This window comes from Ferrimonas sp. YIN67 (genome assembly GCF_057219095.1).
The window spans coordinates 636,806-662,599 of the sequence record NZ_JBXVVJ010000002.1 but is presented as its reverse complement, the minus strand read 5'-3'; the positions used below and the strand labels follow the sequence as shown (position 1 = coordinate 662,599).

The following is a 25,794-nucleotide window of genomic DNA, read 5'->3' as shown; positions in this document are numbered from 1 at the left end:
TGGTTTGAAGGGAACTGCCTCGAGTTCGGTCTGATTGCGATATTTAGACCCTTTCTCATCGGAGTTTTCTTACCGTCCATGTACGTTGAAGGCGCAGTCCTGTTGAAGTTAACCGGCTTGAATCAAGGCGGGGCATTCGAGTCGGTAAAGGCTCTCCCCGCAGCTTGAATCCGTTTTACTGCCCGACAAGATGGGGCAGTAAATCGCTCGTTATTTGATTCTGGTGATCCCAAGCACGACCGAGATTGCTCCGCCAATCATGCCAGCCCAGGCTTCAATGGGGGTGTCGCCGCTCAGTGCACGTGTGACTTGAGAGCTCGCTGAGTCGTATATGTTGTAACCCCAGAAAGCCAAAGCCACGCCGACGATGATCAGTGCAACACCAATAATTTTATTGTTCATCTCTACTCCAAATAGCTACTAGCCTTGGGCCGGTTAAGTTAAGGCCCTTGAAACGCCGAATACCGCGTTGGCTTGATTTCCCACCAAGGGTGTTTGTGACGATACCCGTCATACCCGTCAAGTTACGAAATGCTAACGATTTGTTATCAATCAAACCATGATCCAGGCGACAGTTCCGACGCTTGGCTTACGCAAAGGGAGAAAAGCGTGTCCGTGCGATGTGATCTCACGACGCCTTGTGGACGATTGATCACAGTATGACGGGCGTGCATTGGTCGAGATCTGTGCCCGTTGAGGCGGGTGTCGTTTGAACTCACACGCCAAATCCGACCGTTCGTTGCTTCAGGCTCACTTTCACCAGATGGATTCTCTGTTTCACGAGAAGAACAGTCCGCCATTAAACGCTAACATATTGAGTGGTAATGGTTTATTTGCTATTTTGGGAGCATGGTTGCCTGAGATAATGTTGCGGCAACATTATCCTGCATAAGTGGAAATTCCGCTTAATAACACTGTTAGTGTTCAGCCAAACATGGATACTTTTATCATGAAACATACAATTAGAGAAACAATCATTGAGTACGACAAGCAGCTGCTGATTGATTGGAAAAGTGGAAGGAAGGATTGGGTTCCAGACTCTTTGTACATGCCTAGTGATGTTTACAATCAACCTAACTATCATTTTGGCGAGTATTACGCTCTTCGTCACTTCATGGAACAGGGGTGGAAAGGGACAGCGTTCTATGCTTTAGGAGACTGGGAAGCTAATAACCCAAAGTATGACGAAGGAAGAGCGCTCATAACGAGATATATAGACCCTAAAAGGTTGGGCATCTTAAAGTCAGTACGGCGAGACCTACTATCTGGAGAGCCAGATCTGTTTCTCTATAAAAATGATGGATCGACACTGTTTGTTGAAGTTAAGAAAGAAAAAGATAATCTTAAAGAAAGTCAGCTGATTTGTTTGTCTCAGATTAAACCGATATTAGGCTGTGATGTGGCTGTTGCATATTTAAAGGAGTGTGGAAGGGAATACATTCCCCGAGAGTATGAATTAGATATTGTTAGCTTTCCCGATTCATGGACAATATAAACACTAACAAGCCCAATCAGAAATGCCCACTACGTGGGCGGGATCTCGCTACGCTCGTCCCCTGTTGGGGGCGTTATGTTCTCGAAAGGAGAGGGAAGTGAATAGAGTTGTACTAGTTTTGTCGTTTATCCTAGTTAGTGGCTGCGCATCATTTGGTAGTGACTTTTATCATAATGATGAAGTTTCTGATAAGGCTACTCCAATAGTTAGAATTGAGCCAAGGTATCCAGAATCTGCTCTAGATAATGGTATCTCTGGATTTGTGAAGGTCAGGTTCTTAATCAAAGAGAATGGTAGTGTAGGGAAGGTGAAAATACTGGATTCAACTCCTGGTGGACGTTTTGATAAAGAAGCTGTTGGCGCGGTTAAGCGGTGGAAATTTAGGCCAGCAAAAGTTGATGGTAAGCCAGTCAAGGTCTGGGAAGACACTAGATTTGACTGGCAGATTTAGAATAGAGAGAACATAACAAGGCGCTGCAGGCGGATCGCAATCGTTTGGCTGGCTGTTGCTCGTGCCTCGCAGATTTTAGCCAACCAAACTGCTTCCGCTGAGCGGGGCGTTAGGCATACAAATGGAGGTGTAATGTCAATCGATGAGCTGAAAACAATGCTGGAATTTACTATCCGATATGGCTTTGAGGGGATAGTAGCTGGCATAATTGTATTTCTACTTATTAAGCACTTCCTGCCAGGATATTTGTCAGAGAAAGGAAAAAATTTAGCGACTAAAGAAGATATCACAGAGATAACTGATAGAGTTGAGTCTGTTAAGGTTAGTTATGCTGAAGTGTTAGAGGAAATAAAGAGCAACAATCAGATAAAGGTTGCTGCAATCGAGCGAGAAAAATCCTTAAAGAAGGAGGTGTACCTTGAAGCCGTAGAAGCAATCTCAAGTAGCTCCAGTATTATTGGCAATTTATCTAACATTAATATAGACCAAGAGCACTTATCAGCAAGGTTTTCAGAAAATGCTGGTAAGATTGCAAAAGTTCAGCTAGTTGGTAATAAAGAAACAGTCCGTGCTGTTACTTACTTTGTCGGCGAAACGGCGTCAGCATTCTTAGATTTAATGCTTGAACGTAGCTCATTGGTGCAGCGAAAACACGCTATATATGCAGCTGAGCAGCAACGGGATAAGCATCAGTCAGAGATAGATAGATACCTATCCATAATGAAGAACTTAAACTATGAAGGTAACATTAACCAGAGAGTCTGGGATTTTGTAAATCGTAGTGTTGAGTTTGAAAGTGAACAAAGAGACAAATTAAATCAAGAAATTGATGAGCTTTATGAAAAGCAAAATAGGGAGCAACTGTCTTTTTCTAGAGTTTGTATGTCGAGGCACTTCGAGGTGTCAAGATGTTTGCCTAACGCTGTGCTAGCTGTGCGCAATGAGCTTGGGTTGGATATTGAACTCAGTGACTACTATGAGATTTTCTCTGCAAATTTGGATAGAGGGGAGGAAGTTTTCAATGATTTTCTAAAAAAGGTAGAGGAACAAAATGCCTAACAAGGAAATTCATCCGATCGCTTCGCTCCGGCTGATTTAGGCGTTAAGTGTCACAGGGAGTAAGTGTGGTAGAACTAAATCAACAACTCTTAGAGAGTGATATAAAGCAGGCGATGAAACTGTATCGTTTGGCGAAGTGGTTGAAAGTAGCCCTGGCTATCGCAGTTGTTCTATCGCGGTTCAAGGGGTCAGAGTCATTGAAATCCCCAGTGACTCCTTTGTGGCGAAACCAGCCCCCTACGTAGGGGGGCTTAGCGAAGCGTAAGCCACCGTTACCCGTGCCCATACTGCGTATTTCGATAGGCGACGATCCCATTTGGTGAAGCCGGCAGGTTACGCCGCAGCGCGGCTAACCAACCCTACGAAGCGCGACATCTGATAATTGGCCGGTGTGTGGCGAAACCAGCCCGCGCAGGCACTGCCTAAAACGTTGAGCTTCGCTGCGCTCAACTCAACCTACGCCGAGGGGGCCAGGTTCAAACCGGCCGGAATGAGGGCGAAACCAGCCCTCCGCAGGCGTGTTCAACAACGTTGAGCTTCGCTGCGCTCAACTCAACCTACGCCGGGGGGGGCAGGTTCAAACCGGCCGGAATGAGGGCGAAACTAGCCCGCGCAGGCATTGCCTAAAATGTTGAGCTTCGCTGCGCTCAACTTAACCTACGCCGTGGGGGGCCAGGTTCAAACCGGCCGGAATGGGGCAATAGGAGTCATCTGGGAGCCACTGCCATAGATCAGCAGGGTGATCGTTTATCGGTTCCCGGATTCGATGCCCCTGGCGTTTGTATGGGCTCGGCTCAGAACACTTCGTTGACGTGGAAATAGAAGGCGGCTTCGTGTTCGCCAAAGCCAAGATCGGCACGCAGGTTAACCTTGTCCATGATCTTTAAACGAAAGCCGGTTCCGACGCTGTAGAGGGTATCGTCCCACAGACCGGACACCTCATCGGAGACCGAGCCAGCGGCTCCCCAGAATACCATCCCCAGGCGCCAGTAGATGGGCAGGCGGTATTCCGCCTGGGCCATCATCATCTGGCGGTCGCGATAACGCCCCTGAATGTAGCCGCGCATCGCTTCGTCACCGCCGAGATCCGGCAGCCGGTTCCAGGGTACCTCGCCGGAGGTCAGGCTGGCCTGTACCTGCCAGGCCAGCAGGCCGGGCAGGGGATCCAGTGACAGGTACTGGGCGGCGGAGAGATCGTAGCGGCCAAAGGCGTTATCGCTGCTGGCATCGAAATAGCCTCCCAGATCGGCCCGGGCGTAGAGTCCCTCGGAGGCGCTGATGATGTTGTCGCGGCTATCAAAAACGGCGGAGACGAAGGCACCGTAACTGGTATTGTCCGTAAGCTCTACGCCGGGATCCCGGCCAAGCTCCGGTGTCGAAAACGGCTGGCCGTCGGCGGGCTTGATATCATGGGGGCGAACGACATGGAGATCCAGACCCGCACCGAGAAACAGGTTACCGCTGCGGCGGTTGATCCAACTGGGTCGAAGGGTGAGTTGACGAGACGAGTAGTCCACCTTGTTGCCGTCCAACTGGCCTGCCTGGTAGCCCACGCCGTAATACACGGAGGTGTCGTCTTTGATCTTCGCCTCCAGGTGAACCCGGTCATCGCCCTGGTTGAAGAAGTGGTCGTTGTAGAGCGACAATCCCATGGATCCGTTGGTGGAGAGGTAGGGGTTGAGGATCAGCGAGGAAGGTTGCCGCGTACCACCGTCGGTTTCACCATAGAGGCCGACAAACAGCATGCCTACCCCCAGCCCCTGCTCCGGGCTGTAAAACAGGGCCGGAATGTAGCTGGCGTTCATCCCCTTGGACTCATCGTACTCCTCTTCGGCACCGAACACCGACAACAGGCTGTCCAGGGAGCGGGTAAGGGTATTGGCCCGGGTCTCGAACAGGGGCTGGATCTCGGCGGCGTGGACGACGGGCGACTGGGCTAACAGCATCACGGCTAACAGGGGCGCAGCGAGGATCCGGACTGGTTTGAGGGACAGAAACTTCATGGCAACGGCTTGATAGGTCAATCAAAACACGCAGTTATACCGGATCCTGACGCCATAAGACAGGATCCGATCATGTGTCGGCAAGGCACTCGCCCGGTTGAGCGGGTTTCGCTTAGCCTGGATCTCGTCCCGGTTGCTCTTCTGCCTGTCCAGCCTGCTGCCCCATTGTTACCAGTATTCGGGCTTATCCAACGCCGTCGCGCAGTGGCACTGCTCACCCAGTTCGCCCGGTTTGGGCAGTTCGTCCCCAGTCAGTGATTGCGCCAGCCATCCGTGGGGATGAGAGAGGGGCTGTGGCGAAGGCAGTTGGGCCGTCGTCACCGGCTCAAATCCGACTTTGGCATAGAAGTTGGGATCGCCATAGGTTACGGCCAGTTGGGCGCCCATCGCTTTGAGCTGTTCCAGGCCATAGCGAATAAGCTGCTGACCGATCCCTTTTCCTTGATGGTCGGGGTGAACCGCCACCGGAGAGAGGATAAAGGCGTTGACCTGTGTCTCGAAGCTGAGCCGGGTAAAGAGGATAGCGCCGATCAGCCCCTGATCGCCCTCAGCGACAAAGATGTGCCGTTCTTGTGGCGGTGTGGTGGTGGCCAGATCCTGGGCCAGTTGGCCAATAACTTTGCCTTCTACTTCGCCCTCGGAGTGAGTGAAGGTGTCGGTGAAGAGTTGCCGGATCGGTGCCGGATCGGTGAGTGAGTCGCGTGAGAGTTGCACGATTTGCTCCAGATGAGTCGGTGATGGGCGGCAGCGTAAACCATGAAGCCGTAGACAGGTCTAAGGCCGGGGTCTATTTGTGGGTCTATCTCTGGATCTGAGACGATGGCGTCGACCTAAGGTGCGCCGCTCCAGGCATCAAGCTGGCCCCGACGACAGTATTGCCGGGCCAGCTTGATGGGATCAGATGATAAGGCCGATCAGCGGCGTTGGCCCTTGACCATGTCATAGGCCATGGCGCCGATCTGGGCGATCAGCACTAGGGTGAAGGGCAGGGCACCGGCGATCGCCACCTGTTTGTTGAGATCGACGTCGTTGATAAACAGCAGTGCCATGGAGAGGGTGATCAGCAGGCCAGCCCAGAGCAGCTTGTATCGCTGGCTTTCGTTGCCTGTGAGCATGCCGCACACCAGCAGGGCCGAGTCGGCACTGGTGATGATAAAGGTGATCAGCAGCAGGATCGCCGCAAATGACAACAACTGGCCCATGGGCAGATGGTGGAAGAAGCTGAACAGGCCCTGGGTGTAATCCTGGTTGACCGCGTCGATCACCTCGCTGGCAAAGGGTTGATCCAGCGCGGCGCCGCCAAAGGCACTGAACCAGAGCAGGGAGGCGGCGGTGGGCACCAGCACGACGCACAGCAGGAACTGGCGTACGGTGCGGCCTCGGCTGATCCGCGCGATAAAAGGGCCGACGAAGGGGGCCCAGGCGATCCACCACACCAGATAGATCACGCTCCAGCCCAGGCTCCAGGGGCGGGAATCGGGATCGATGCTGAAGGAGATGCCGGGCAATATGGCCACGTAGGCACCGGTGGAGGTGAGCAGATCCTTCAGGGTGGCCAGGGGATCCAGCAGGGCGATCACAATCAGGATCATCACCAGCATCAGGGCGGTGTTGAATTGGCTGAGGCGTTTGATCCCCCGGGTCAGGCCAAGGATGGAGGAGACGGTGAACAGCAGGGCGATGGTCAGCAGCAGGCCGTAGCGAAAGGCGACGGAGCCGATCTCGGGCGAGAGCAGCTGCTGCAGTCCGGTCTGTACCAGGGCGATGGTGTTGGCGAAGGTGCCCGCGACGCCAAACAGGATGGCCAGGATCGCCAGGTAGTCCATCAGGGCAAAGCCGCCGGGCTGGGGCCGGGCGGTGAAGCTGGCGGAGATCTGCAAGGAGCGGCCGCGGTTAAAGCTGAACCAGGCGATGGCCAGCCCGGCCAGGGCGTAGATACTCCAGGCGTGCACGCCCCAGTGGAAGTAGGTCAGGGCCAGGGCCGTGTCCTTGGGCATGGGGCTGCCCTGGGCAAAGGCCGGAGGATTGGCGAAGTGGAACACCGGCTCGGCGATCCCCCAGAAGATCAGGCCTGAGCCCATGCCGGCGGTAAACAGCATCGCCAGCCAGCTCAGGGTGCCAAACTCGGTCTTGGCCTGCTCGCCACCCAGACGTTGCCGACCTATCGGGCTGAGGCTGATCCCCAGGGTAACAATCACCATAAGGCTGGAGAGCAGGATAAAGCCCAGGCCAAACTGTTCGATACAGAACTGGGTGAGCTCGGCCACCAGGCCGACGCTGTACTCGGGGAAGAGCAGGAAGGCTGCCATCAGCACTGAGATCATACCGATGCGGTACAGTAGTGCGCGTTGTGACTGTCCGGCTTGGCCGAGTGCAGTATTACGGTCCATCGCTGTTTCCTGTGAAAGCTGTTATTGCCAAAAAAGGGAGCACATTAGGGGGCTTTGCCGTTAACGACAAGGGGCGGATCCCGATAGGAGCCGATCGGGGTTTTCAACGGGTTCGGCAAACTCTGTTTTTGTGATCCGTGTCCCTGCTGAGGGGGGGTCAACCAATGGGCCAGGGAGGCGGGGATAGCCTGAGCCAAGAGCGGAAAGTGAATAAGCAATGGAGCTTTGCCGTTTGTCCCCCAATCGAGTGATCACCAGAGAGTACTCTCGCGCCTTGAGTTCTATTTCGCCAAGGGCTTAGAGCCTCCCAGGGGCGGGCTCAGGGAACCTGAAACCCAGGAGCTAGGATCTAGAACCTTGGAGCTTGACTCTGGAGCCTCGCACTCAGGAGCAGGTTGCTGATCTTGAGAGTGACGCCGAACCCATTCGTTCCAGCCACCGTCGTAGAGGGCTGCCCTGTGATAGCCCAGGGCCAGGCTCAGGGCCCACATCCGTGATGCGCGCCAGCCTGTGCCGCAATACCAGATGATGCGGTCGGCTCTGTTGATCCCCCGTGCCCTTAGGGCTTCGTCCAGTCGGGCCAGCAGGGTGTTGAGATCCGTCTGTTGCGACAGCTGGAACTCGCCGTTGATGATGTTGAGCGCACCGGGGATCCGGCCCGCCACGGGAATATAGTCATAGCCGGTTACCTGCCCGGTAAACTCTGGCTCGCTGCGGCAATCCAGCAGCCAGAGCGGCTCGCTGGGCGCGGCCAGGTCACGGAGCAGACCGGCGTGATCCACCCGTGGGTGAGCTGCCGGAGATGGCCAGGAGGCTTTGCCGCCGAAGGGGACGGGACTCGGTGCGGCGCTTCGCTGTGCAGAGGCCAGGCGTGCCGCCTGTTCGAGGGCGTCGAGATCGGGGTCCATGACGATGGCGACACGAGTAAAGCCGAGCCATCGCAGTGCAAAGGCGACCCGGGCGGAGGCATCGAAGCGGGAGGTGGCGCTGCCGCACCGCACCTGGATCCGATCAAACAGCAGGATCTGAGCTTGTGACTCGGGCACCAGACCCTGTTGTGCCAGCGCGTGACGCATTTTTTGCGGGGAGTTGAGGTTCCACAGGGGGCCGCATTCCAGCTCTTGGGTGCTGATCTGACGGTGTGCCTTGCAGGACGGTGGCGTCCCGGGATAGTCCTCGCAGATCACCTCGATCAGCGCCACCTGGGCGCCTCGATTCGCCAGGATCGCCTTCGCTTGCGTTAGGGTGATCACCAGATCCCGGTCGGCACTGTTCATCATTGTTTGGATCTCTGGCACGGTCATAAGGCGGGGGATTATAACGGGCGCGGCGCGGCCATTTTGCGCGGAAAGTGGCGTTGTGGCACAAAACATGGACTCGGAGCGCATTCCGGCGGGCAGCGTTGGGCAGGGGAGAGCGAGCTGACATCGCGCCTTTTGATTAGAGCGGGCTTGCGTGGAGCGTGCCGTAAAGGCGTGAGCCGGGGCTGGGGAGAGCTTGCACGTGTGGTAGGCTTAGTTCGAAACGACCCCCGTTGCGAGTGCGCAACGGGGGTCGAAGGAATGACGGGATCAGTCCTTGTGTTTACCCCGGTAACCGACTTTGGGTCCGACGTGGGGGCCCCAGCCAAACAGCTGTGGTGCATTTTGTGCGCGCCACTTCTCCAGCTCCTGGCGCATGGTCTCCGCCATCTCCGGGTACTGGCGGCTAACATCTGTGGTCTCGGCGGGATCGTCGCTGATCCGGTACAGGGCCTGGATCCGGCCAGGGCGCTTTTGTCCCCGTTCGCGCTTGTTGGAAGATTCAACGTACTTCCATTCATTGTTGCGAATGGCGGCATTGACGTTGTTGTCCCAGTAGAGGTAGCGATCCTCCAGGGCCTTGGCTTTACCGCTGGCGTAGGGCAGCAGATCGACGCCATCGAGCTGCCATTCTGGCTTGAGTTCGCCGGTGGCGGCCTTAAGCAGGGTAGCGGTGATGTCGATGCCGTTGGCCGGCTCCTCCAGCGTCACCCCTTCCATGACTACGCCCTTCCACATCACCAGGTAAGGTACGCGAATGCCACCCTCCAGGGTGGTGCCCTTGGTGCCGGAGTACGGCTTGTTACTGGAAGCCGGGTAGCCTTCGCCGCCGTTGTCACTGGTAAGGAAGATCAGGGTGTTATCCAGCAGATCTTCCGCTTCCAGCTTGTCCAGCAGTAAGCCGATGTTCTTGTCCATGTTATGGACCATGGCGTTGTTGGTCTGACGCAGTTCATCCTCGATATGGGCAAACTTGGCCAGATCCTCCTCCGTTGCCTGGAATGGACCATGGGGGGCGTTGTAGGCCAGGAACAGGAAGAAGGGATCCTCTTTGTGGCGTTCAACGAATGCCACCGACTCCAGGCCGAAAGCGTCGGTCATGTAGAGTGGGGTATTGGGGACGCGCTTGGCGTCTTCACGGAAGATCCCCTGCCAGACGTTTTTCTGCTGCTGGTTTTCATGCAGGACAAAGTAGTCAGCGGCGCCGTTGTTAAAGCCGTAGAACTCCTGGAATCCCCGGTTGTAGGGCCAGAACTCCTGCTCGTCGCCATCGTGCCATTTGCCGATCAAGCCGGTGATGTAGCCCGCATCGCTCAGGTAATCACCGATGGTGTTGAGCTCCAGCGGCAGGCCTTGCTGGATCCCGTGCTCACGCACACGGGGCCCCGTGTTGTCGTAGTAGCCGAAACTTTGCTGGTAACGGCCGGTCACGAAGCCGGCGCGGGAGGGGCCGCACACCATGTTCATGGCGTAGCCATTGGTGAAAGAAACGCCCTGAGTGGCGATGCGATCGATGTTCGGGGTCTCGAGATCTCCCTCACCCTGAGGGTTGTAACTGACGTCACCCATACCGAGATCGTCGGCCATGATCACGATGATGTTAGGGCGCTCCTGGGCGAGTGCACTGCCGTAGCCCAGGCTGAGCATGGCCAGGGAGCTGGCCAATAGTCGAGGGAACTTCATTGATTTTCCTGCTTATTGTCTTTGTCGTTGCTGCAAGGCGAGACGGTTTCGCGCCAGCGGCAATGGTGGATAGAGAAGCAATAGGGAGTCAAGTTGGGCGTGCGACCAGGGGGATGGGATGTGACGGTATTCACAGTGATCCTGGGAGGGTGATCGGGAATTGTTAGGGTGGGGGATTGTGCCGTGATCAGGCGCGAGTGTCCCACTGAAGGACACTCGCTCGGACTGTTCTATTGGCTTAATGGAAACCGAACTTGCCGTTATCGTTTTGCCATTCGCTACGGGGTGGGATGGCTTCGATGGTGTCCCAGTGTTCGACGATCTTACCTCCATCGACACGGAACAGATCGTAGAAGGCCACATGTTCACCGATAAACTGCCCTTCGCTGATGGCCAAGACAAAGTTGCCCTGTCCCAGGATCTTATGGTTTCGCTCAAACACCATGGGGGTGCCCGCTTCGGCGAGGGCAGCCAGGGCGGCACCCAGGCCACTGAGGCCGTCGGCGACACCCGGGTTGTGTTGCAGATAGTCCTGTTCATTCGGACCGATAAAGTCGGCAATGCGATCCATCTGGCCCTTGATCAGGATGGCGTCGACGAAGTCGCTCACCAGTGCCTTGTTGGCTTCTGTCAGGTCGAGATCGGCGACCTTCGTGGGGCCGTCAAACTGGGTTCGGCCACTGGGGTTGGGCTCGGCGATGGGCTGAAGGTTGTCCCAGTGTTCGACGATCTTCTCGTCCTCGAAACGAAATACGTCAAACCCGGCTTTGGGCCCGAAGAAGTTGTACTCGGTGTGCAGCACCACATAGTCACCGTCGGTAAAGGCTCGCTGCACATTGGCCCGGGCGCTGCCTTCGGGCAACTGGGCCAGTACTGCGCCGAAACCGGCCAGCCCGTCGGCGACGGCCAGGTTGTGCTGGGTGTATTGTGCGGCGTTGATGTAGCCAACCGGCTCCTGGGCTCCGGTCTCGATGCTCTGGATCAGGGCAACGGCTTTATCTTGAATGGTCATGGTATCACTCTCCTTGGACAGGGCGGCGCCAGTCGACAGCGTCAGCAGGCTGGCGGCAAAAAGGGTTGGTTTCATGGCTTGGGTCAAGGTGATCATGCTTTGGGTCCTCCCGATAACGATGGGGCCCATGGTAGTGATCTCGCGCTATACCAGGCAGAGTGGAAGTGGGTCGGAAAATGGTGAATGTCGAACCCTTTGAGCAGGTTCAACCTTGAGAATTACGGAATTGACTCGGCGTAAATCCAGTTAACTTTTTGAAGTACTTTACAAAATTGCTAGGATCGTCAAACCCGAATTCGTACGCCAGATGCTGGGAGCTTTGCTGGCCGAGGACCAGACGACGCTTGATCTCCACCAGGGTATAGGCATCAATCAGTTGTTTGGCGGTTTGCTCCGTTGCCTGTTTGCATAAGAGGTTTAGGGTTTTGTAGGTAGTACCTAACTGGCTGGCGTACCAGTGGGCGTCGCGGATCCGGCGAAACTCCCCCTGCAGCAGATCGAAGAATCGGGCGAATTGTCGACTTTGCCCCTCCGACAGCTTTTGGTGCTGGATCTGTGGTTGCTGGCGGTTGAGCAAAAGGGCCAGGGCGCAAAACAGGTGCATGACCACCAAGGGATCGGGCTCCGTGAGTGCCACCTCGATGCTCAGTTGCGCAAGCAGAGCCTGGCAGCGTTCCTGGTTGGTCGGATCCAGTCTGATCAGCGGAGAGTAATGCTGGTTGAGGTGAGTCGGGGTGTAATTGGGCAGGTGCATGTTGGCGTGAACCCGATCGAGAAAGGCCTGGGTGAAGACCATCACCTTGCCTTCGGGGGATTGACTGAGATCGAAGGCGTGGACCTGCTCTCGCTGCACCAGAATGAAACTTCCGCTGGCAAAGGGGAAGTGGTGAAAATCCACCATATGGCGTCCTTCGCCTCGAGCGATATAGACGAAGGTGAAGAAGCCAACCCTGTGGGGTTGATCCGGACGGTGATCGTGAAACCGGCGTCGCGACAGGGAGGCCAGTTCGAAGATCTCAAACTCGGCGTCCATCGTCTTGCGGTGCTTAAAGCCAACGAGGGGGATCGACATGCTCTGTTTTGGGTCGGTGACGAGAGCCTGAGTCTAGCCGACGTGTCGTTTGGAAACCATGCAAAATATTATTATTCAGTTGCTTATGCCAGTGGGCCGAGACGCCTAGGCCAGGGATTGGTCCACTCGTCAGGGCAGCCTGCCATCGGCCTGGGAAGAGGGGGTGGCACTCTCAGTCAGATAATGAGCGATTTGAGCCAGGGGCTCGCCCACCTGGGTCGTGTGATTGGCAAAGGTTAACTGGCAGATGGGTTGTACCGAGCAGGCGAGGGCGGTCGGTTCAGGATCCCTGTCAAGCTCAGCTAGGTAAGTGGACTCCGTGCCCGCTTCCCTGTTTCGGTGGAGGGGGAGCCTCTCCTGGCCATACTGTAACCAACCCAGGGGGGAGCTGCGCACCGTTTGGCTGGCATAGAGGCGGACACTCTGGTTGCCTTGAGTATCGCCGTAAGCGAGTCCTATCCGGATCGTGTCTTCACCTGTGTCCCACAGCATGAACAGCTCATCGGCCAGATCGGGGCCGGTGGCCGTGTGATAGCCACACTGTACTGTGCTTGAGGCGCACAGTTGGCGGGTCAGGGTGGGGGCCAGCTGATATTTGACGATCAGGCGATCCAGCCAGTCTCCCGGGGTGAGATCTCCGCCATCCTCAATGACCCACTCGTCATCCAGAATGATGCTGCCGTCGGAGTCATCAATCTGGATCTCAAAACGCTGCACCACGCCAGGCCGGGGGAAGACATCGGCGTAGGCGATCCCCGCATAGGTGGGCACGGTCAGCAGGTAGGGCATCACAGACTGGGGCGCGTAGATCCAGTGATGCCCCTCTCCCGGCTCGAACACGACCTTATCCAGCTGTGGTTGTTCGCTCTGGGCAGGGTGATCGTCCACCACGATATGCCCCCAGCGTGCGTTGCTCAGGGTGATGGTGAAGTGCTTTGCTTCGGCGGCGACCCATGCCTGTCCTTGCAGGGCATAGTGAGTGCCCGGAACGGTTTGCTCGGCCAGTTTGGGGTGGCGCAGGATGAGCTTGGCCGCACCATAGAGGGTCAAAGTGAGGGGCTGGCTGACGTCCAGTTCGGTCAGGGTACGTTCGCCCAGTTGATCCTGGATTGTCAGGCTGTAGTCGGTCAGTACCCGTCCCCGATGAGGGTCGTACTGGGGGACCTGCGGTTGAGGCGTTTCCCGCATCACCGCAATTTCGCCAACGTCCAGTTGCGGCGTGACGGTCACGGTCCGTCCCTCCATGGAGGGCTCCGACGATTCACAGGCGGTCAGCAGCAGGAAGAAGAGAGAGAGGAAAGGGATCCGCACAGAAAATACGCTCAAAAAAATGGTAATGGATTGTAGTAGTGAGCGGATGGAGTGGGCAGAGATCTTCGAACGGTTCGATTGAAACTGTGAGCGGGATCGTCGGGCTGTCGCTGGCAACAGCGAACAGCCCGGCTCTGGATCTCAGGATCGCATCTCGGGGGGGGGCCGCTTGGCCGAGGGGGATTTAGCGGTAGGGGTGTGCACTGGGATCTCCCCGCCTTTTGGCCCGGAGGGGCTCGGTGTTAGATCCGGCGTAGCTGGGCTGCTGGGCTGAAGGATTTGTGTGCTAGAAGCTTCGATTTGAGGCGACGCGTGACGGCTGTGCGTCTGTTGCCGAGCCTTGGCATAGCTGGCCAGTTTGTCGCAGTAGTTGGCGATCCCATGATCTTCGACCCCGGCCTTGAATCGGGTGGCCAGCAAGCGGCGCAGCAGACGCACGCTGCGATCGATGATATTGGGATTTTGCAGCAGTTGCACCGGCTCCCCGCTGCCCACGCTGTGGGTCAGAAAGCGCATGTCACCGATGTGGCGATAGCCCTGCATTTGGTTGAGCTGTTGGATGATCCAGTCGCTGAGATAGGGGATGCGGATAAACTCGAACAGGGCGATCAGGCCGTATTGCAGGTAGGCCGGTGGCAGGCGGGGCACCAGATCGGCAGCGTTGACGATGCGATAGATGGGGGTTCGGATCTGCTCGGCAAAGTTGGCGGTGGCAACACGCGGCCCGCCAAAGGTGTAGCAGGCACCGACGCTGTTGCTGGCCAGGAAGTGGGTGGCGATCAGCGCCAGGGCGCCGCCAAGAGAGTGACCCGTGATATAGAGGGGCAGGCGGTTTTGCCGAACCCGTGTCAGGGCCGCTTCCAGTTCGGGTTGGATCGCCTCAAAGGCTTCAAGAAACCCCTTGTGGATCCCGATCCCATTACGTTGGACCTGCACCGCATCGAGATCGGCCTGGATATCCTCGATGGCCATCTCGGTACCGCGAAAGGCCAGGACGTTCATTCCCAGGCTGGCGCTGCTACAGAGGAATGCCTGGGTCCCCTGGTGGTTAAACACCCCCTCAAGGGTGAAGTGGGCTACCGTCAGGTATTGAGACAGCTGCGCCCGGGCTTCGTCGGCACCGAGATCGCGTTGAGCCAGCAGGGCACTGAGCGCCTCCTGCACAGTGACCGCATCGGTTTCCGTTGCCAGCCGCAGCGCCAGGGTTTCGAGCTCCTCATGGCCTTCAAATCGGAAGTAGGCCAGACGGGCGAGTTCGGCCATCAGGTAGGCGGTTCGGTCACTATAGGCCGCTCGCGTTACAGGAGGGCTAAGTAGTTGGGATTCCATGAAATACATAAGACGTTCCTTCGTCATTGATCCAGCTTTTTCATCCTAGTTGGAAATGAGGACGTTAGGAAAGGGTTCGAGCATTTGAAATGAAGCAACGGACCCGTAATGGGTCCGTTGCTTCGGTGGGAGCGGGGAACTAGCGAGGGATCGCTTCTTTCACCGGGTAGGAGAGGGTAGCGGTGACCCGACGGTTTTGCGCATCGATCGCTTCCCCTCGGCCCTGGATCTTCAGTTGGCTTTCGCCCACGCCGATCGCCTTCAGAGTGTCGGAAGGAATATGATGCACGGTCACCAGGTGGTCCCGAACCGCCTCGGCCCGGCGCAGGGACAGGGCCTGGTTGTAGCGATCCGAGGCCGGTGCCGAGGCGTGGCCTGTGAGGATCACCGGCGCCAGTCCATGGGCCTGGATCCGATCAGCCAGCTCAGTCAGGCGTGGGTAGTCGCGGCGCTGGATCTCGCTGCTGTCGTTGGCGAACAGCACCTCGAGGTGGAACTGCTCCGTGACGCTGAGCCAGCGGGTGCAGCCGGTGGCATCGACGGCATGCTGCATCGGGGTCTCCGCACAGGCATCCTGGGGATCCGGTACGCCGTCCTGATCCCAGTCTTGAATGCTGGCCACTTGGGTTTGTGTTGCCAGCGCCTGTGTCACGTTGTCGTCCTTGCGGCCGCCAAAGTGATAGCGCAGGTTAAGGCCAAAGAGGGTCGAGGGGTAGTTGTCGAACTCGATCCGCTGGGCCTGCAGTGAGAGCAGCCAGCGTTGGCCCAAGCGGTGATCCAGGCTCACCCCGTAGAGCAGATCGGTACCGTCGGGGCGATCACTGCCGCCACCGTTGGTGCTGTCGAGGGGGGTACTGGAGTAATCGCCGCGCCAGAAGAAGGCGCCCAGGGTCGCCGAGGCGGACCAACGTTCGGTGAAACGATGACGATAGCCGACTTGGGCATAGGGACCACGGCCCGACTCGGGATAGATATGCTCAATCTCATCGTAAAACGCCTGAGGATCGTCGAAGCGCCCCTGCAGGGTGAGATCCACCTCGTCGAGATCCAGATAGCCCGCCTCGACAAACCAGGAGTCGGTGAGGCGATAACCCAGCCCCAATCCCCAGGCCGGCCGGTCCTTGTCCAGGCTTAACACCTCGGCATCCAGTCCGGCATCGGCAAAGTCACGGTTGAGATCGCCCCGGCTGGCGTCGCTGGTGGCCCAGTTTCCCTGGCCGCTGAGATACCAGGGAGCCAAAGGGCTTTGCTCGGCCGATGCGGTCGGCACGACTGCCAAGGAGAGCATGGCCAAGGATGGCAAGGTCTTCAGGCCCCGCCGCCGGAGCGCCAGCGTCATCACGGACCCCTGTGCCAGGCGACGGCTCAGCAGCAGGGTGAGCAGGGCGGTCAGCCAAGCCAGGCCCAGGCCGCCTGAGCTGCCCCCTTCGGTCTTGACGATCTGATCCCCCCGGACATCGATCTGAACCTGTGCATCGGCCAGGCCACCTTCGCCATCGGAGATCTGGTAGTGGATCCTGGTGCTGCCGATCCAGTCCCGGGGCGGCTCATAGTAGAGCTGGCCGTCATCCAGGACGCTGAGCGAGCCCTGTTCCACCGTCGCCGAGACCAGGGTCAAGGTATCGTGATCGGCGTCGCTGTCGTTAGCCAGTACGTCCACAGTTACCGCCTTGTTGTTATGGGTCTGGGCGCTATCGTCCATGGCGACGGGAGCCCGATTGAGGTAGATCGCCAGATCAACCTGGGTGTTGGCACTGCCTCCCATGCCATCACTGACGCTGTAGCTGAGTTGGTCGCTGCCCAGGAAGTTCTGCGGAGCGGTATAGCTCAGGGTGCCGTCAGCGTTGATCTCGACCTGTCCCAGGGCGGCGCTGGCGGCCACCAGGGTGAGGGGGTCTTGATCCGGATCCCTGTCATTGGTCAGCACGTTCAATACCTGGGTCTTGCCGGCGCGGATCCGGTATTGGTCCCGTTCGGCGATGGGGTCCCGGTTGGCACTGAGCATGACGCCGACGCCACCGGGATCGATCACCGAGCCATTGATCTGGCCATCGGCATCGTAGCGGCCACCATCTTCCAGAGTCAGCTGAACACACCAGTGGCCTTCGGTCAGACCCGGGCTCCAGTGGTCGCCACCGGGCGGCGGACAGAAGCCGGGCTCACCGGCGCTTGAGTGCACCCGGTTACCGCCGTCTTCGACCAGGGTGATCCAGCCTTCATTCGGCAGGAACTTACGGTAGACCGCCAACGCCGGGATCGCCTGACGCTGGGGCATCACCACCTGCAACTGCTGGCCCGCCTGGGGCAGGTTGTAGGCGATAAAGTCGAAGATCCCGCCGACGTTGCGTGCCTGGGTATCCTCGACCAGCTCATCGGACTCCTTGGCGATGTCCTCATCGACGATCTGGGCGCCACCGGTGACGCCCGCGGTGCTGTAGCTGCCGGTTCGCAGACACACGGCCGGATCGCCCTCGACGATGTAGCCATCCCACTCGCTGCCGGTTTCCGGGAGCACGTTACACTCGTCCACCATCTGATCACGGTAATCCGGGATCCCGTCGAAGTCGGAGTCGGTATAGCCCTCCTCGGTATCCGGGATCAGATCCCCATCGCTGTCGACACCGGGGATCAGCGGCTCCAGGCTGGCTCTCAGATCCAGCACCAGGCTGGCGATATCTTTCAGTCCGCCATCGTCATACACCTCCAGCTCCAGGGTATAGAGGCCGGGCGTCAGATCCCGGGGATCGAAGACAAAGCGAGTGTCGTCGACATCCAGATCGGCCAGGGCGGCATCATGGTGCCAGAGCCGCAGATGGCTGTCGCCGACGTTGGGATCTTCGATCTGTGCCAGGACGGTGACCTCGCCGCCGTCGGGCACAATAAGCAGCCGGGCCTGACCGTCTTGGAAGGCCGACAGGTGCACCTCAGGGGGAAGGTTTTGCTCTGTGATGGTGATGGTGTGGCTGGATTTCACGCCGGTATTGACGCTGTGATCCAGGGTGAGCACCAGAGTTTCGTCCATCTCTTCCATCTGATCGTCGGCTACGGTAAAGCTCAGGGTGGCGGAGGAGCCGCTTTCGATCAGGAACTCACCCTGGCTCAGATCATGATCATCACCGTCGGCACTGCCACCGAGGCTGAAGGGGATGGTGACCGGATACTGGAAGTGGGCCCCGTTCATCACCACTTCAACCTCCACCCGGTTGCCTTCCACCACCTGTTGGTCTTTGGCCAGGGAGATGAGGGGACGGACATAGACCTTCTGTGGCGCAATGGCGCAGCGCTGCGCTTCGTCACAGGCTTCCCACAGGGCGGTGTTTTCACCGGGCTGGAAGAAGGGAACACCATCCACCAGGCTGACCGGCAAAGGATTACCGAAGCGGTCGAGGGCTGTAGCTGTGCCCAGATCTACCTTGGTAAACAGGCCTTGGGCATCGACCCAGACCGGCTCGGGTACGGTGATCACCGGCTTGAGGGCATCCTGATCCAGGATCAGCACTAGGGCACTGTCCTCACCGCCGAAGCCATCACCAATGCGGTATTCGATGCTGGCGGTGCCGGAAAACGCCTCGGTCAGGGTAAACCTCAGGTTGTTGTCGACGATCTCCACGGTACCGCTGCGGCTGGCGGCACCCAGCAACGTCAGGGGATCCCCATCGGCGTCGGTGTCGTTGCTCAGTACATCGATCACAACCTGGGTTTGGTCCTGCGCCAGGATCACTTCGTCATCCGTGGCTTGGGGGGCCCGGTTATTGGCGGTGATCGTCATCCACACCGTGGCGCTGTCTTCGGCCCCCTGTTCGTCGCTAATCCAGTAGCGGATCCGGGTCGGCTCGGCCCAGTCTGGACTCGGGGTGTAGCTCAGGGTGCCATTCGGCTCGATAACGACCTGGCCATGATCCGCCTGGGCCCGGACGACGGTCAGGCTGTCCGTCTCGCCGTCGGGATCCGAGTCGTTGCTCAGTACGGCGATGGTCACGCTCTGGCGCACATCGGTCGAGGCGTGATCATCCCGGGCCTCTGGTGCATCGTTGAGCGGGGTGATGGTGACGGTGATCCTGGCATGGGCGATGCCGCCCTGGCCATCGCTGATCCGGTAGCCAAACTCCACGGCACCGTGATGATTGGCCGCCGGCACATAGTGGATCCGATCCTCCACAACGCTGGCCTGTCCCAAGGAGGGCAGATCTTGCAGGGCCAGCCCCAGGGGATCGCCGTCACCGTCGAGATCATTGGCCAGGACAGCAATGAAGACCGGCGTGTCTTCCGCAGTCGTGATCGCGTCGTTGTTGGCCACCGGAACGTCATTGACCGGGGTGATGCTCAAAGAGACGGTAACCGGCTCTGAGTTCAGTGCGCCGTCGTAGGCGTGGTAGCGGAACTGGTCATTGAGGGTTTCGCTGCCATCGTGCTGGTAGATAAGGCGGCCGTCGTCCCCAAGCTCAAGGGAGCCGTGCTCGGGCTGGGTCAAGACCACCACACTCAGCGGATCGCCGTCGAGATCCGTGTCGTTGTCCAGCAGCGCCAGGGTGATCCGTCCGCCCTCATTGAGGCTGGCCAGATCGGGATGGGCAACCGGGGGATCGTTGACCGCAGTGATGGTGAGCGACACCTCGGTCTCCTCGGAGGAGAGTGTCCCGTCGAACGCGACATAGCTGAAGCGGTCCGCATGGTTCTCCGAGCCATCATGCAGATAGCTGAAGGAGCCATCTTCGTTGAGCTCTAGGGTGCCATATTGTGGCTGGGAAACGAGGCGCACAGTCAGCGAGTCCCCATCCACATCATTGTCGTTGCCGAGCAGATCCGTATCGGCCGACAGCAGTGCCCCTTCGGCGAGCTGGTAACCGTCAGCCTGAGCCAGGGGGGCATCGTTGACCGGTGTGATCGTCAGGCTGACCTGTGCCGGTTCGGACGGGTTGCCGGCATCGTCCTGGACTCGATAGGACAAGCTGTCCATGCCATGGTAGTTGGCCTTGGGTGTGTAGATCAGGCCGCCATTGGGATCGATCGTCACTTCGCCATGACTGGGCGCCTCTGTGATCGCCAGGCTGGTGGGATCGAGCTCGCCGTCGATGTCGCTGTCGTTGTTAAGCACAGCAATGGTGACGCTGGCGTCCTCTTGGACAGTGGCGGCGTCATCGTTGGCCAGGGGGGCGTCGTCCACTGGGGTGACGGACAGGGTGACCAGGGCGGGCGCCGACCAAGCACCGTCATTGTCCTGCACCCGGTACTCGAAGCTGTCCGCACCAAAGTAGTGGGGAGCGGCGCGATAGGTCAACAGGCCCTTTTCGCTGTCGAAAGCCAGGCTGCCATGGGTTGGTTGGGTCACCGCTTCGATGCTGGCAGGCACCAGCTCACCGTCGATGTCCTCGTCATTACCCAGGACATTGATGGGCAACACGCCATCTTCGGCCAGCTCGACGGTGTCGGCGTTGGCGATCGGGGCGTCGTTGACCGATTCGATGGTGAGGGTAACGGTGGCCGGCTCGGACGTCAGTTCGTGCTCGTCTTCGAGCAGGTAGGTGAAGCTGACCGTACCGAAATGATCCTTGGCCGGAGTGTAGTACCAGGCGTTGTCGTCATTGAGAGACACGCTGCCTTGCTCCGGTTGCGTCAGGATCTGGATATGGGCATTGCTCAGGGTGCTGTCGACATCCTCATCGTTGGCCAGCAGATCCAGTGTTGCCCCCAGATCTTCCTGCAGGGTAAAGCTGTCATCCCTGGCCACCGGGCCATCGTTGATGGCGGTGAAGGCGACAGTCACCGTGGCCGGCAGTGATTCGGCACCCGTGTGATCGGAGATGGCATAGGTAAAGGTGACGGTTTCAACCTGGTTGGGGGCAGGCTCGAAGCGCAGCTTACCCTCAACCACGGAGACACTGCCCGATTCTGGCGGACTGATAAGACGCAGGCTGGCGGGATCCAGTTGGTTCTCTCCGTCCGGATCGCTGTCGTTAACCAGCACATCAATATCGATGGCGACATCTTCATCGGTACGGGCCTGGTCGTGCGCCGCTTCGGGGGCATCGTTAACCCCAATGACTGTGATGGCGACAGGGGTGACGGCCGAGCTCAGGCCCTGCTGATCGTCCACCTGGTAGGAGAAGCCGTCGTTGCCGAAAAAGTTTGTGTTGGGGGTGTAGGTGATGACGCCGGTGCCGGTATTGATGGCGATCTGGCCGTTGGCCGGACCATCACCGGACAGACGAAGGCTGGCGACGTTGAGCTTGCCTTCCGGATCGCTGTCGTTGTCGAGCACGGCGATCTGTACCGCTTCCTCCTCCTGCGTTTCGGCGCTGTCGGCGACAGCGACCGGGGCGTCGTTGTCGCCGGTGATGGTGAGGGAGACGGTAACCAGGTTGGAGTCGGCGCTGCCGTCATTCACCTTGTAGGTGAAGCTGTCGTCGGTGGTCTCACCGCCATCATGGGTATAGGTGAGGGTGCCGTCGAGATTGCTTTGCAGAGCGCCGTTGGCGGGCGGTGTGACAACATTGACACTCAGGCCCGGGCCATCGGGATCCCGATCATTGGCGAGCAGGTCCAGAACAACACTCCCTCCCTCTGAGAGGCTGCCGCTGTCTGCCATGGCCATGGGCGCGTCATTGCGACCCGTGATGGCGATGCTGATCTGGGTACTGTTTTCATCATTGAGGTACACGGTAAAACCGTCGGAAACCTGCTGTCCCTCGGTCAGGGCGTCGGCATTGGTGTTTAGGCTGTACTGCCAGTTGCCGTTGGCCTCAAGGCTCAGGGTTCCGTAGTGACCGCTCTGCTCCCCGGGAATAAAGGCTAATCCCGGGTTGTCCTGATCAATGGCAGTGATTGTGCCGCCGGTTGTCGGCGAGGTGTCTTCAATTACGCTGCCGCTGCCTGTGCCGATCTGGGGCAGGCCATCGGTGCCGGTAATGGCGATGGTGATGGTGGTGGTGCTGGTGTCGTTCAGGGAGACGGTAAAGGCGTCGCTCACCTGTTGGCCCTGACTCAGGGCATCGGCCCGGCTGTCCAGGGCATAGCTCCAGCTGCCGTTGGTTTGGAGCGTGAGGTTCCCGTAACTGCCGCTTTGTGTTTCGGCGACGAAGGCCAGCGCGGGGTTGTCGGCGTCGGTGGCGGTCAGGGTGCCGCTGGCGCTGGGCTGGCTGGTTTCGACCACGCTGCCGGTGTCGGTGCCGATCTGGGGCAGGGTGTCGGTGCCGGTAATGTTAATGGTGACCGTGGTGGTGCTGGAATCGTTCAGGGAGACGGTAAAGGCGTCGCTCACCTGTTGGCCCTGACTCAGGGCATCGGCCCGGCTGTCCAGGGCATAGCTCCAGCTGCCGTTGGTTTGGAGCGTGAGGTTCCCGTAACTGCCGCTTTGTGTTTCGGCGACGAAGGCCAGCGCGGGGTTGTCGGCGTCGGTGGCGGTCAGGGTGCCGCTGGTGCCGGGCTGGCTGGTTTCGACCACGGTGCCGGTGTCGGTGCCGATCTGGGGCAGGGTGTCGGTGCCGGTAATGGCGATGGTGACCGTGGTGGTGCTGGAATCGTTCAGGGAGACGGTAAAGGCGTCGCTCACCTGTTGGCCCTGACTCAGGGCATCGGCCCGGCTGTCCAGGGCATAGCCCCAGCTGCCGTTGGTCTGGAGCGTGAGGTTGCCGTAACTGCCGCTTTGTGTCTCGGCGACGAAGGCCAGAGCGGGGTTGTCGGCGTCGGTGGCGCTCAGGGTGCCGCTGGTGCCGGGCTGGCTGGTCTCGACCACGGAGCCGGTGCCTGTGCCAATGATCGGGGCATCGTCCACGGCGGTGACGGTCAGGGAGAAGGCCGCCGTCAGGCTGTCGGCTCCGTCATTGTCCGTCGCGAAGTAGTTGAGAGTGGTTGCGCCGTTCCAGTTGGGCCCCGGCAGGTAGTAGAGGGTGAGCGTGTCATTCGCAGCGGTGTAGTCGGTGTCCGCCTTGGCCGCCGTTGTGAGCGCTTCATCGGTATAGAGCGTTCCCCCTTGAGGCAGGGCGCTCAGGGTAAAGTGGGCGATCTGGCCGTCGGGATCGCTGCCCGACAGGATAACAGCGATGGCGCCACCATCTTCAGCGCCGCTGGCACTGCCAGCCTGGGCGCTCGGGAGATCGTTGATCTCGCTGATGGTGAGGGTGGCGGTGGCACTGCTGGCACTCTCATCCCCGGCATCATCTTTGACGGTGAACTGGAAAGTGCGCGTGCCAAAGGCGTTGGCCTGGGGGACATAGTAGAGGATCAGCTGCTGGCCGGTCGCGGCGTGGTCGACGTTGATCTGCGCTGGGGTGTTGAGCGTGTCGTCCAGGTAGAGGGTGCCGTCGAGGGGCAGGTTGGCGAGACGGAATGAGTCGATTTGACCGTCGCTGTCGCTGCCCGACAGGGTTATGGCGATGCTGGCCGCATCCTCATCCCCAGTGGCGTTGGCTGGTGTTGCCGTCGGCAGGCTGTTTACCGGGGGCGCGGCATTGAAATCATCGCGAAAATTCACCGTTTCACTCTGGTAACCCCCCAGGATTATGTCGGTGACGCTGTTGGGGCTGCCCTCGGCCAGGATGGCACCGGCGGGATCGGTCTCCGTCAGGGTGTAGGTACCGTTGCCCAGGGCGGTGAACGCATAATATCCCTGTGCATCGGTCAGCGTGGTGACCGAACCGTTGAGGCTCAGGGTAATACCGGCGATCCCTTCGCCTGCATCAAAGCTGTCGTTGCCGTTGGCGTCTTCATAGACATGGCCAGCAATCGTGTTGGTGCGGGCCGCACCACAGCTGGCACCATCCAGAGGTTTGAAACTGGATCCGGCAGGGGTTTGCTGCTCCAGGTCAAAGGTGAAGAGCTGGGTGAAGGCCGGATCGGTGATATCGTCAATTCGGTAGAGGTTGCCCGCCGCGTTGTTGATCAGCATCAGCCGGTCGGCGGCATCGAACCAGATCGCACCATAGACGCCACTGTCCCCGTCAAGCCTGGGATTTGCGACACTGTCGTTAGTGTTCGATGCGAGATCGAAGAGGGATAACCCGTCGCCCTGAGCCCCCCAAAGGCGATCTGTGCGTTTGTGATAGGCGACATCGGCCCCGCTTATGGCGTTTGCTGAGTTAGCTACCGCAGCCGCAGTCATATCATCGATATTGACTAGATAAACTTCATTGTTTTTGCTTTTGTCCAGGACATAGAAGTTGCCTTCTGGACCAAAGGCAGCTTTATGCGGGGTTGTGATCTCAGTAAATGTTCCTAGGTTTTGTGTCTTACCGCCTTGGCCAATGCGAAGCAGAGAGTAATCTGACGCATCAAATCCATAGAGGTAGTTGTCGAGACTGTTGTATCCCAGAGCGTCAAGTTCAAGATCCGCAACCAGGGTTTCATAATGGTAAAGGCCAGCATCGGCTTTGATACGGCCGAGGTTATAACGGGTAGTACCAGCCGTATCTTTGTATTTGTAGGCAATATAAGCATCGTCGTTACACACCAAGGGTGGAATGTAGTCCGGGCTCAAAGGCGGGGTAAACAGTCCCAGCTCTTCATAGCTTTTGGTGTAGTCGCTGGACTTATCATTGATCCCGGAAAAATCGCCGTTGATGCTGTTGGTCTGGTTCAGTGAGAAGACCACGTAGCGCAACGCCGAGGTGCGGTTGATGGTAAGGCCACTGACGCTATTGAGGGTATCTTTGACGGTTTGAAAACTGAGCTTGAAGCTGACGAAGTGGTCTTCCCCTTCGAAATCGCCGATGTCGGCGTCGAGGATATCGGTATCTATCGTCGTGACGGGGCCGAAGTGGTAGTTCGTGGCCGTGGTGTTCTCGTCATGGCTGGCTTTTGAGGCGATGGTGGTGGTACTGGGGCCATCGTTCCACTGGCGACCCGCTGGCGGAGTCTTACCTGTATCTGAGGCCCAAAGTTCCAACTTGCCGGATTTGCCACTGGCGCTGATAAAGAGATCCAGCACACTATCTTCGTTGGCGTCGATCCCGATCAGATAGGTATTGGCGTCACTGTTGGTGCCGATGCGAAAACGAAAGGCGATCTCGTCGTCGCTCTCATCCGAAGTCTGCTTATCATCATAGAGGGTATAGAACTGTGGGTGCTGCGCATCGCCCACCAGATCCAGCCCTGAGGTCTGTGCCTGTTCATCATCGATGGGATCGAAGTTGCTTCCCTGGAGTACGCTTTGCCACTGGGAAGAGGGGCCGTTGAGCACAATCTCTGCGGCAAACAGTGAGTGACTGATGAACAAGCATGGTAATGCGCAGACGCCTAACCGGCCCCAAACCTTCCTGTTTTGCATGACTTCGATTCCTTTCGTTTCATGGCACCGGGCAAAAATTGACGCAAGTCACATTTTTGACGGTTTTATGTGGGCGACTATACAAAGAAAATGGGTCAGCGAGAACCCTGGCGGTTACATTTGTGCAACAACTTTACAAAATATTAACCTTTTGGTTTGTAGGGGTAAGTGTCGAAGAGATAAGGGTTAATGGTTATTAAGGGGAGAAAAACTAAGGTGGGCTGTCTTGAGGGTTAAGGGGCTTGATGGGGGCGTCACTGATCTTTTGGAGCCGGTTCAGCCGTTATTCCGGGTCAAGGTATGAGTCGCGAAGCTCAAACGTGAAACGACGGTGCAAAACTGGGGATCAACGGATGTAACGGGTGTTTTTTGTGGGCAGATAGGCTCAATGTCTCTCCTGGCTCAATGGCCATGTCATGGCGTCCGA

General features: G+C 58.2%; 14 protein-coding genes. 3 read left to right on the top strand and 11 right to left on the bottom strand.

Translation table 11 applies throughout. The features are described from left to right. Nucleotides 1-210: 210 nt before the first annotated feature. A complete protein-coding gene (locus tag AC2D8U_RS06590; protein WP_484618261.1) occupies nucleotides 211-402 on the bottom strand; it encodes a DUF3185 family protein in 192 nt (63 codons plus the stop codon). A gap of 547 nt (nucleotides 403-949) precedes the next feature. Here AC2D8U_RS06590 and AC2D8U_RS06585 point away from each other — a divergent pair. The 3 genes from AC2D8U_RS06585 (at nucleotide 950) to AC2D8U_RS06575 (ending at nucleotide 3,005) form a co-directional block, all read left to right on the top strand. Further along, entirely contained in the window at nucleotides 950-1,495 is a 546-nt protein-coding gene (locus AC2D8U_RS06585) for a VRR-NUC domain-containing protein (protein WP_484618260.1), read from the top strand. Nucleotides 1,496-1,592: 97 nt separating this feature from the next. Next, entirely contained in the window at nucleotides 1,593-1,946 is a 354-nt protein-coding gene (locus AC2D8U_RS06580) for an energy transducer TonB (protein WP_484618259.1), read from the top strand. A gap of 132 nt (nucleotides 1,947-2,078) precedes the next feature. Beyond that, nucleotides 2,079-3,005, top strand: a complete 927-nt coding sequence (locus tag AC2D8U_RS06575; RefSeq protein ID WP_484618258.1) for a chromosome segregation ATPase — start codon at nucleotides 2,079-2,081, stop codon at nucleotides 3,003-3,005. 794 nt (nucleotides 3,006-3,799) lie between these two features. Here the strand turns inward: AC2D8U_RS06575 and AC2D8U_RS06570 are convergent. From AC2D8U_RS06570 to AC2D8U_RS06525, 10 genes are all read right to left on the bottom strand, one after another. Next, nucleotides 3,800-5,008 (bottom strand): BamA/TamA family outer membrane protein, encoded by a 1,209-nt coding sequence (locus AC2D8U_RS06570; protein ID WP_484618257.1) that lies wholly within the window; start codon nucleotides 5,006-5,008, stop codon nucleotides 3,800-3,802. A gap of 168 nt (nucleotides 5,009-5,176) precedes the next feature. Beyond that, on the bottom strand, nucleotides 5,177-5,722 hold the full coding sequence (locus AC2D8U_RS06565; protein ID WP_484618256.1) for a GNAT family N-acetyltransferase: 546 nt from the start codon (nucleotides 5,720-5,722) through the stop codon (nucleotides 5,177-5,179). A 200-nt stretch (nucleotides 5,723-5,922) separates the two neighbouring features. Further along, a complete protein-coding gene (locus tag AC2D8U_RS06560; protein WP_484618255.1) occupies nucleotides 5,923-7,398 on the bottom strand; it encodes a BCCT family transporter in 1,476 nt (491 codons plus the stop codon). Between the two features lie 281 nt (nucleotides 7,399-7,679). Continuing rightward, entirely contained in the window at nucleotides 7,680-8,678 is a 999-nt protein-coding gene (locus tag AC2D8U_RS06555; protein ID WP_484618254.1) for a sulfurtransferase, read from the bottom strand. Between the two features lie 291 nt (nucleotides 8,679-8,969). Further along, complete coding sequence (locus AC2D8U_RS06550) at nucleotides 8,970-10,382, bottom strand: sulfatase-like hydrolase/transferase (RefSeq protein WP_484618253.1); 1,413 nt, start codon at nucleotides 10,380-10,382, stop codon at nucleotides 8,970-8,972. Between the two features lie 238 nt (nucleotides 10,383-10,620). Then, the gene (locus AC2D8U_RS06545) at nucleotides 10,621-11,490 is read right to left on the bottom strand and encodes a nuclear transport factor 2 family protein (protein ID WP_484618252.1); all 870 of its coding nucleotides are present in this window, start codon (nucleotides 11,488-11,490) and stop codon (nucleotides 10,621-10,623) included. A gap of 109 nt (nucleotides 11,491-11,599) precedes the next feature. Next, nucleotides 11,600-12,466, bottom strand: coding sequence for an AraC family transcriptional regulator (locus tag AC2D8U_RS06540; RefSeq protein WP_484618251.1), 867 nt, complete (start codon nucleotides 12,464-12,466; stop codon nucleotides 11,600-11,602). Nucleotides 12,467-12,595: 129 nt separating this feature from the next. After that, complete coding sequence (locus AC2D8U_RS06535; RefSeq protein ID WP_484618250.1) at nucleotides 12,596-13,777, bottom strand: hypothetical protein; 1,182 nt, start codon at nucleotides 13,775-13,777, stop codon at nucleotides 12,596-12,598. Between the two features lie 141 nt (nucleotides 13,778-13,918). Further along, nucleotides 13,919-15,115 carry a lipase family protein gene (locus tag AC2D8U_RS06530; protein WP_484618249.1) on the bottom strand — a complete coding sequence of 399 codons (1,197 nt, stop codon included), beginning with the start codon at nucleotides 15,113-15,115 and terminating at the stop codon, nucleotides 13,919-13,921. A gap of 130 nt (nucleotides 15,116-15,245) precedes the next feature. Then, nucleotides 15,246-25,367, bottom strand: a complete 10,122-nt coding sequence (locus tag AC2D8U_RS06525; RefSeq protein WP_484618248.1) for an Ig-like domain-containing protein — start codon at nucleotides 25,365-25,367, stop codon at nucleotides 15,246-15,248. Nucleotides 25,368-25,794: the final 427 nt, after the last annotated feature.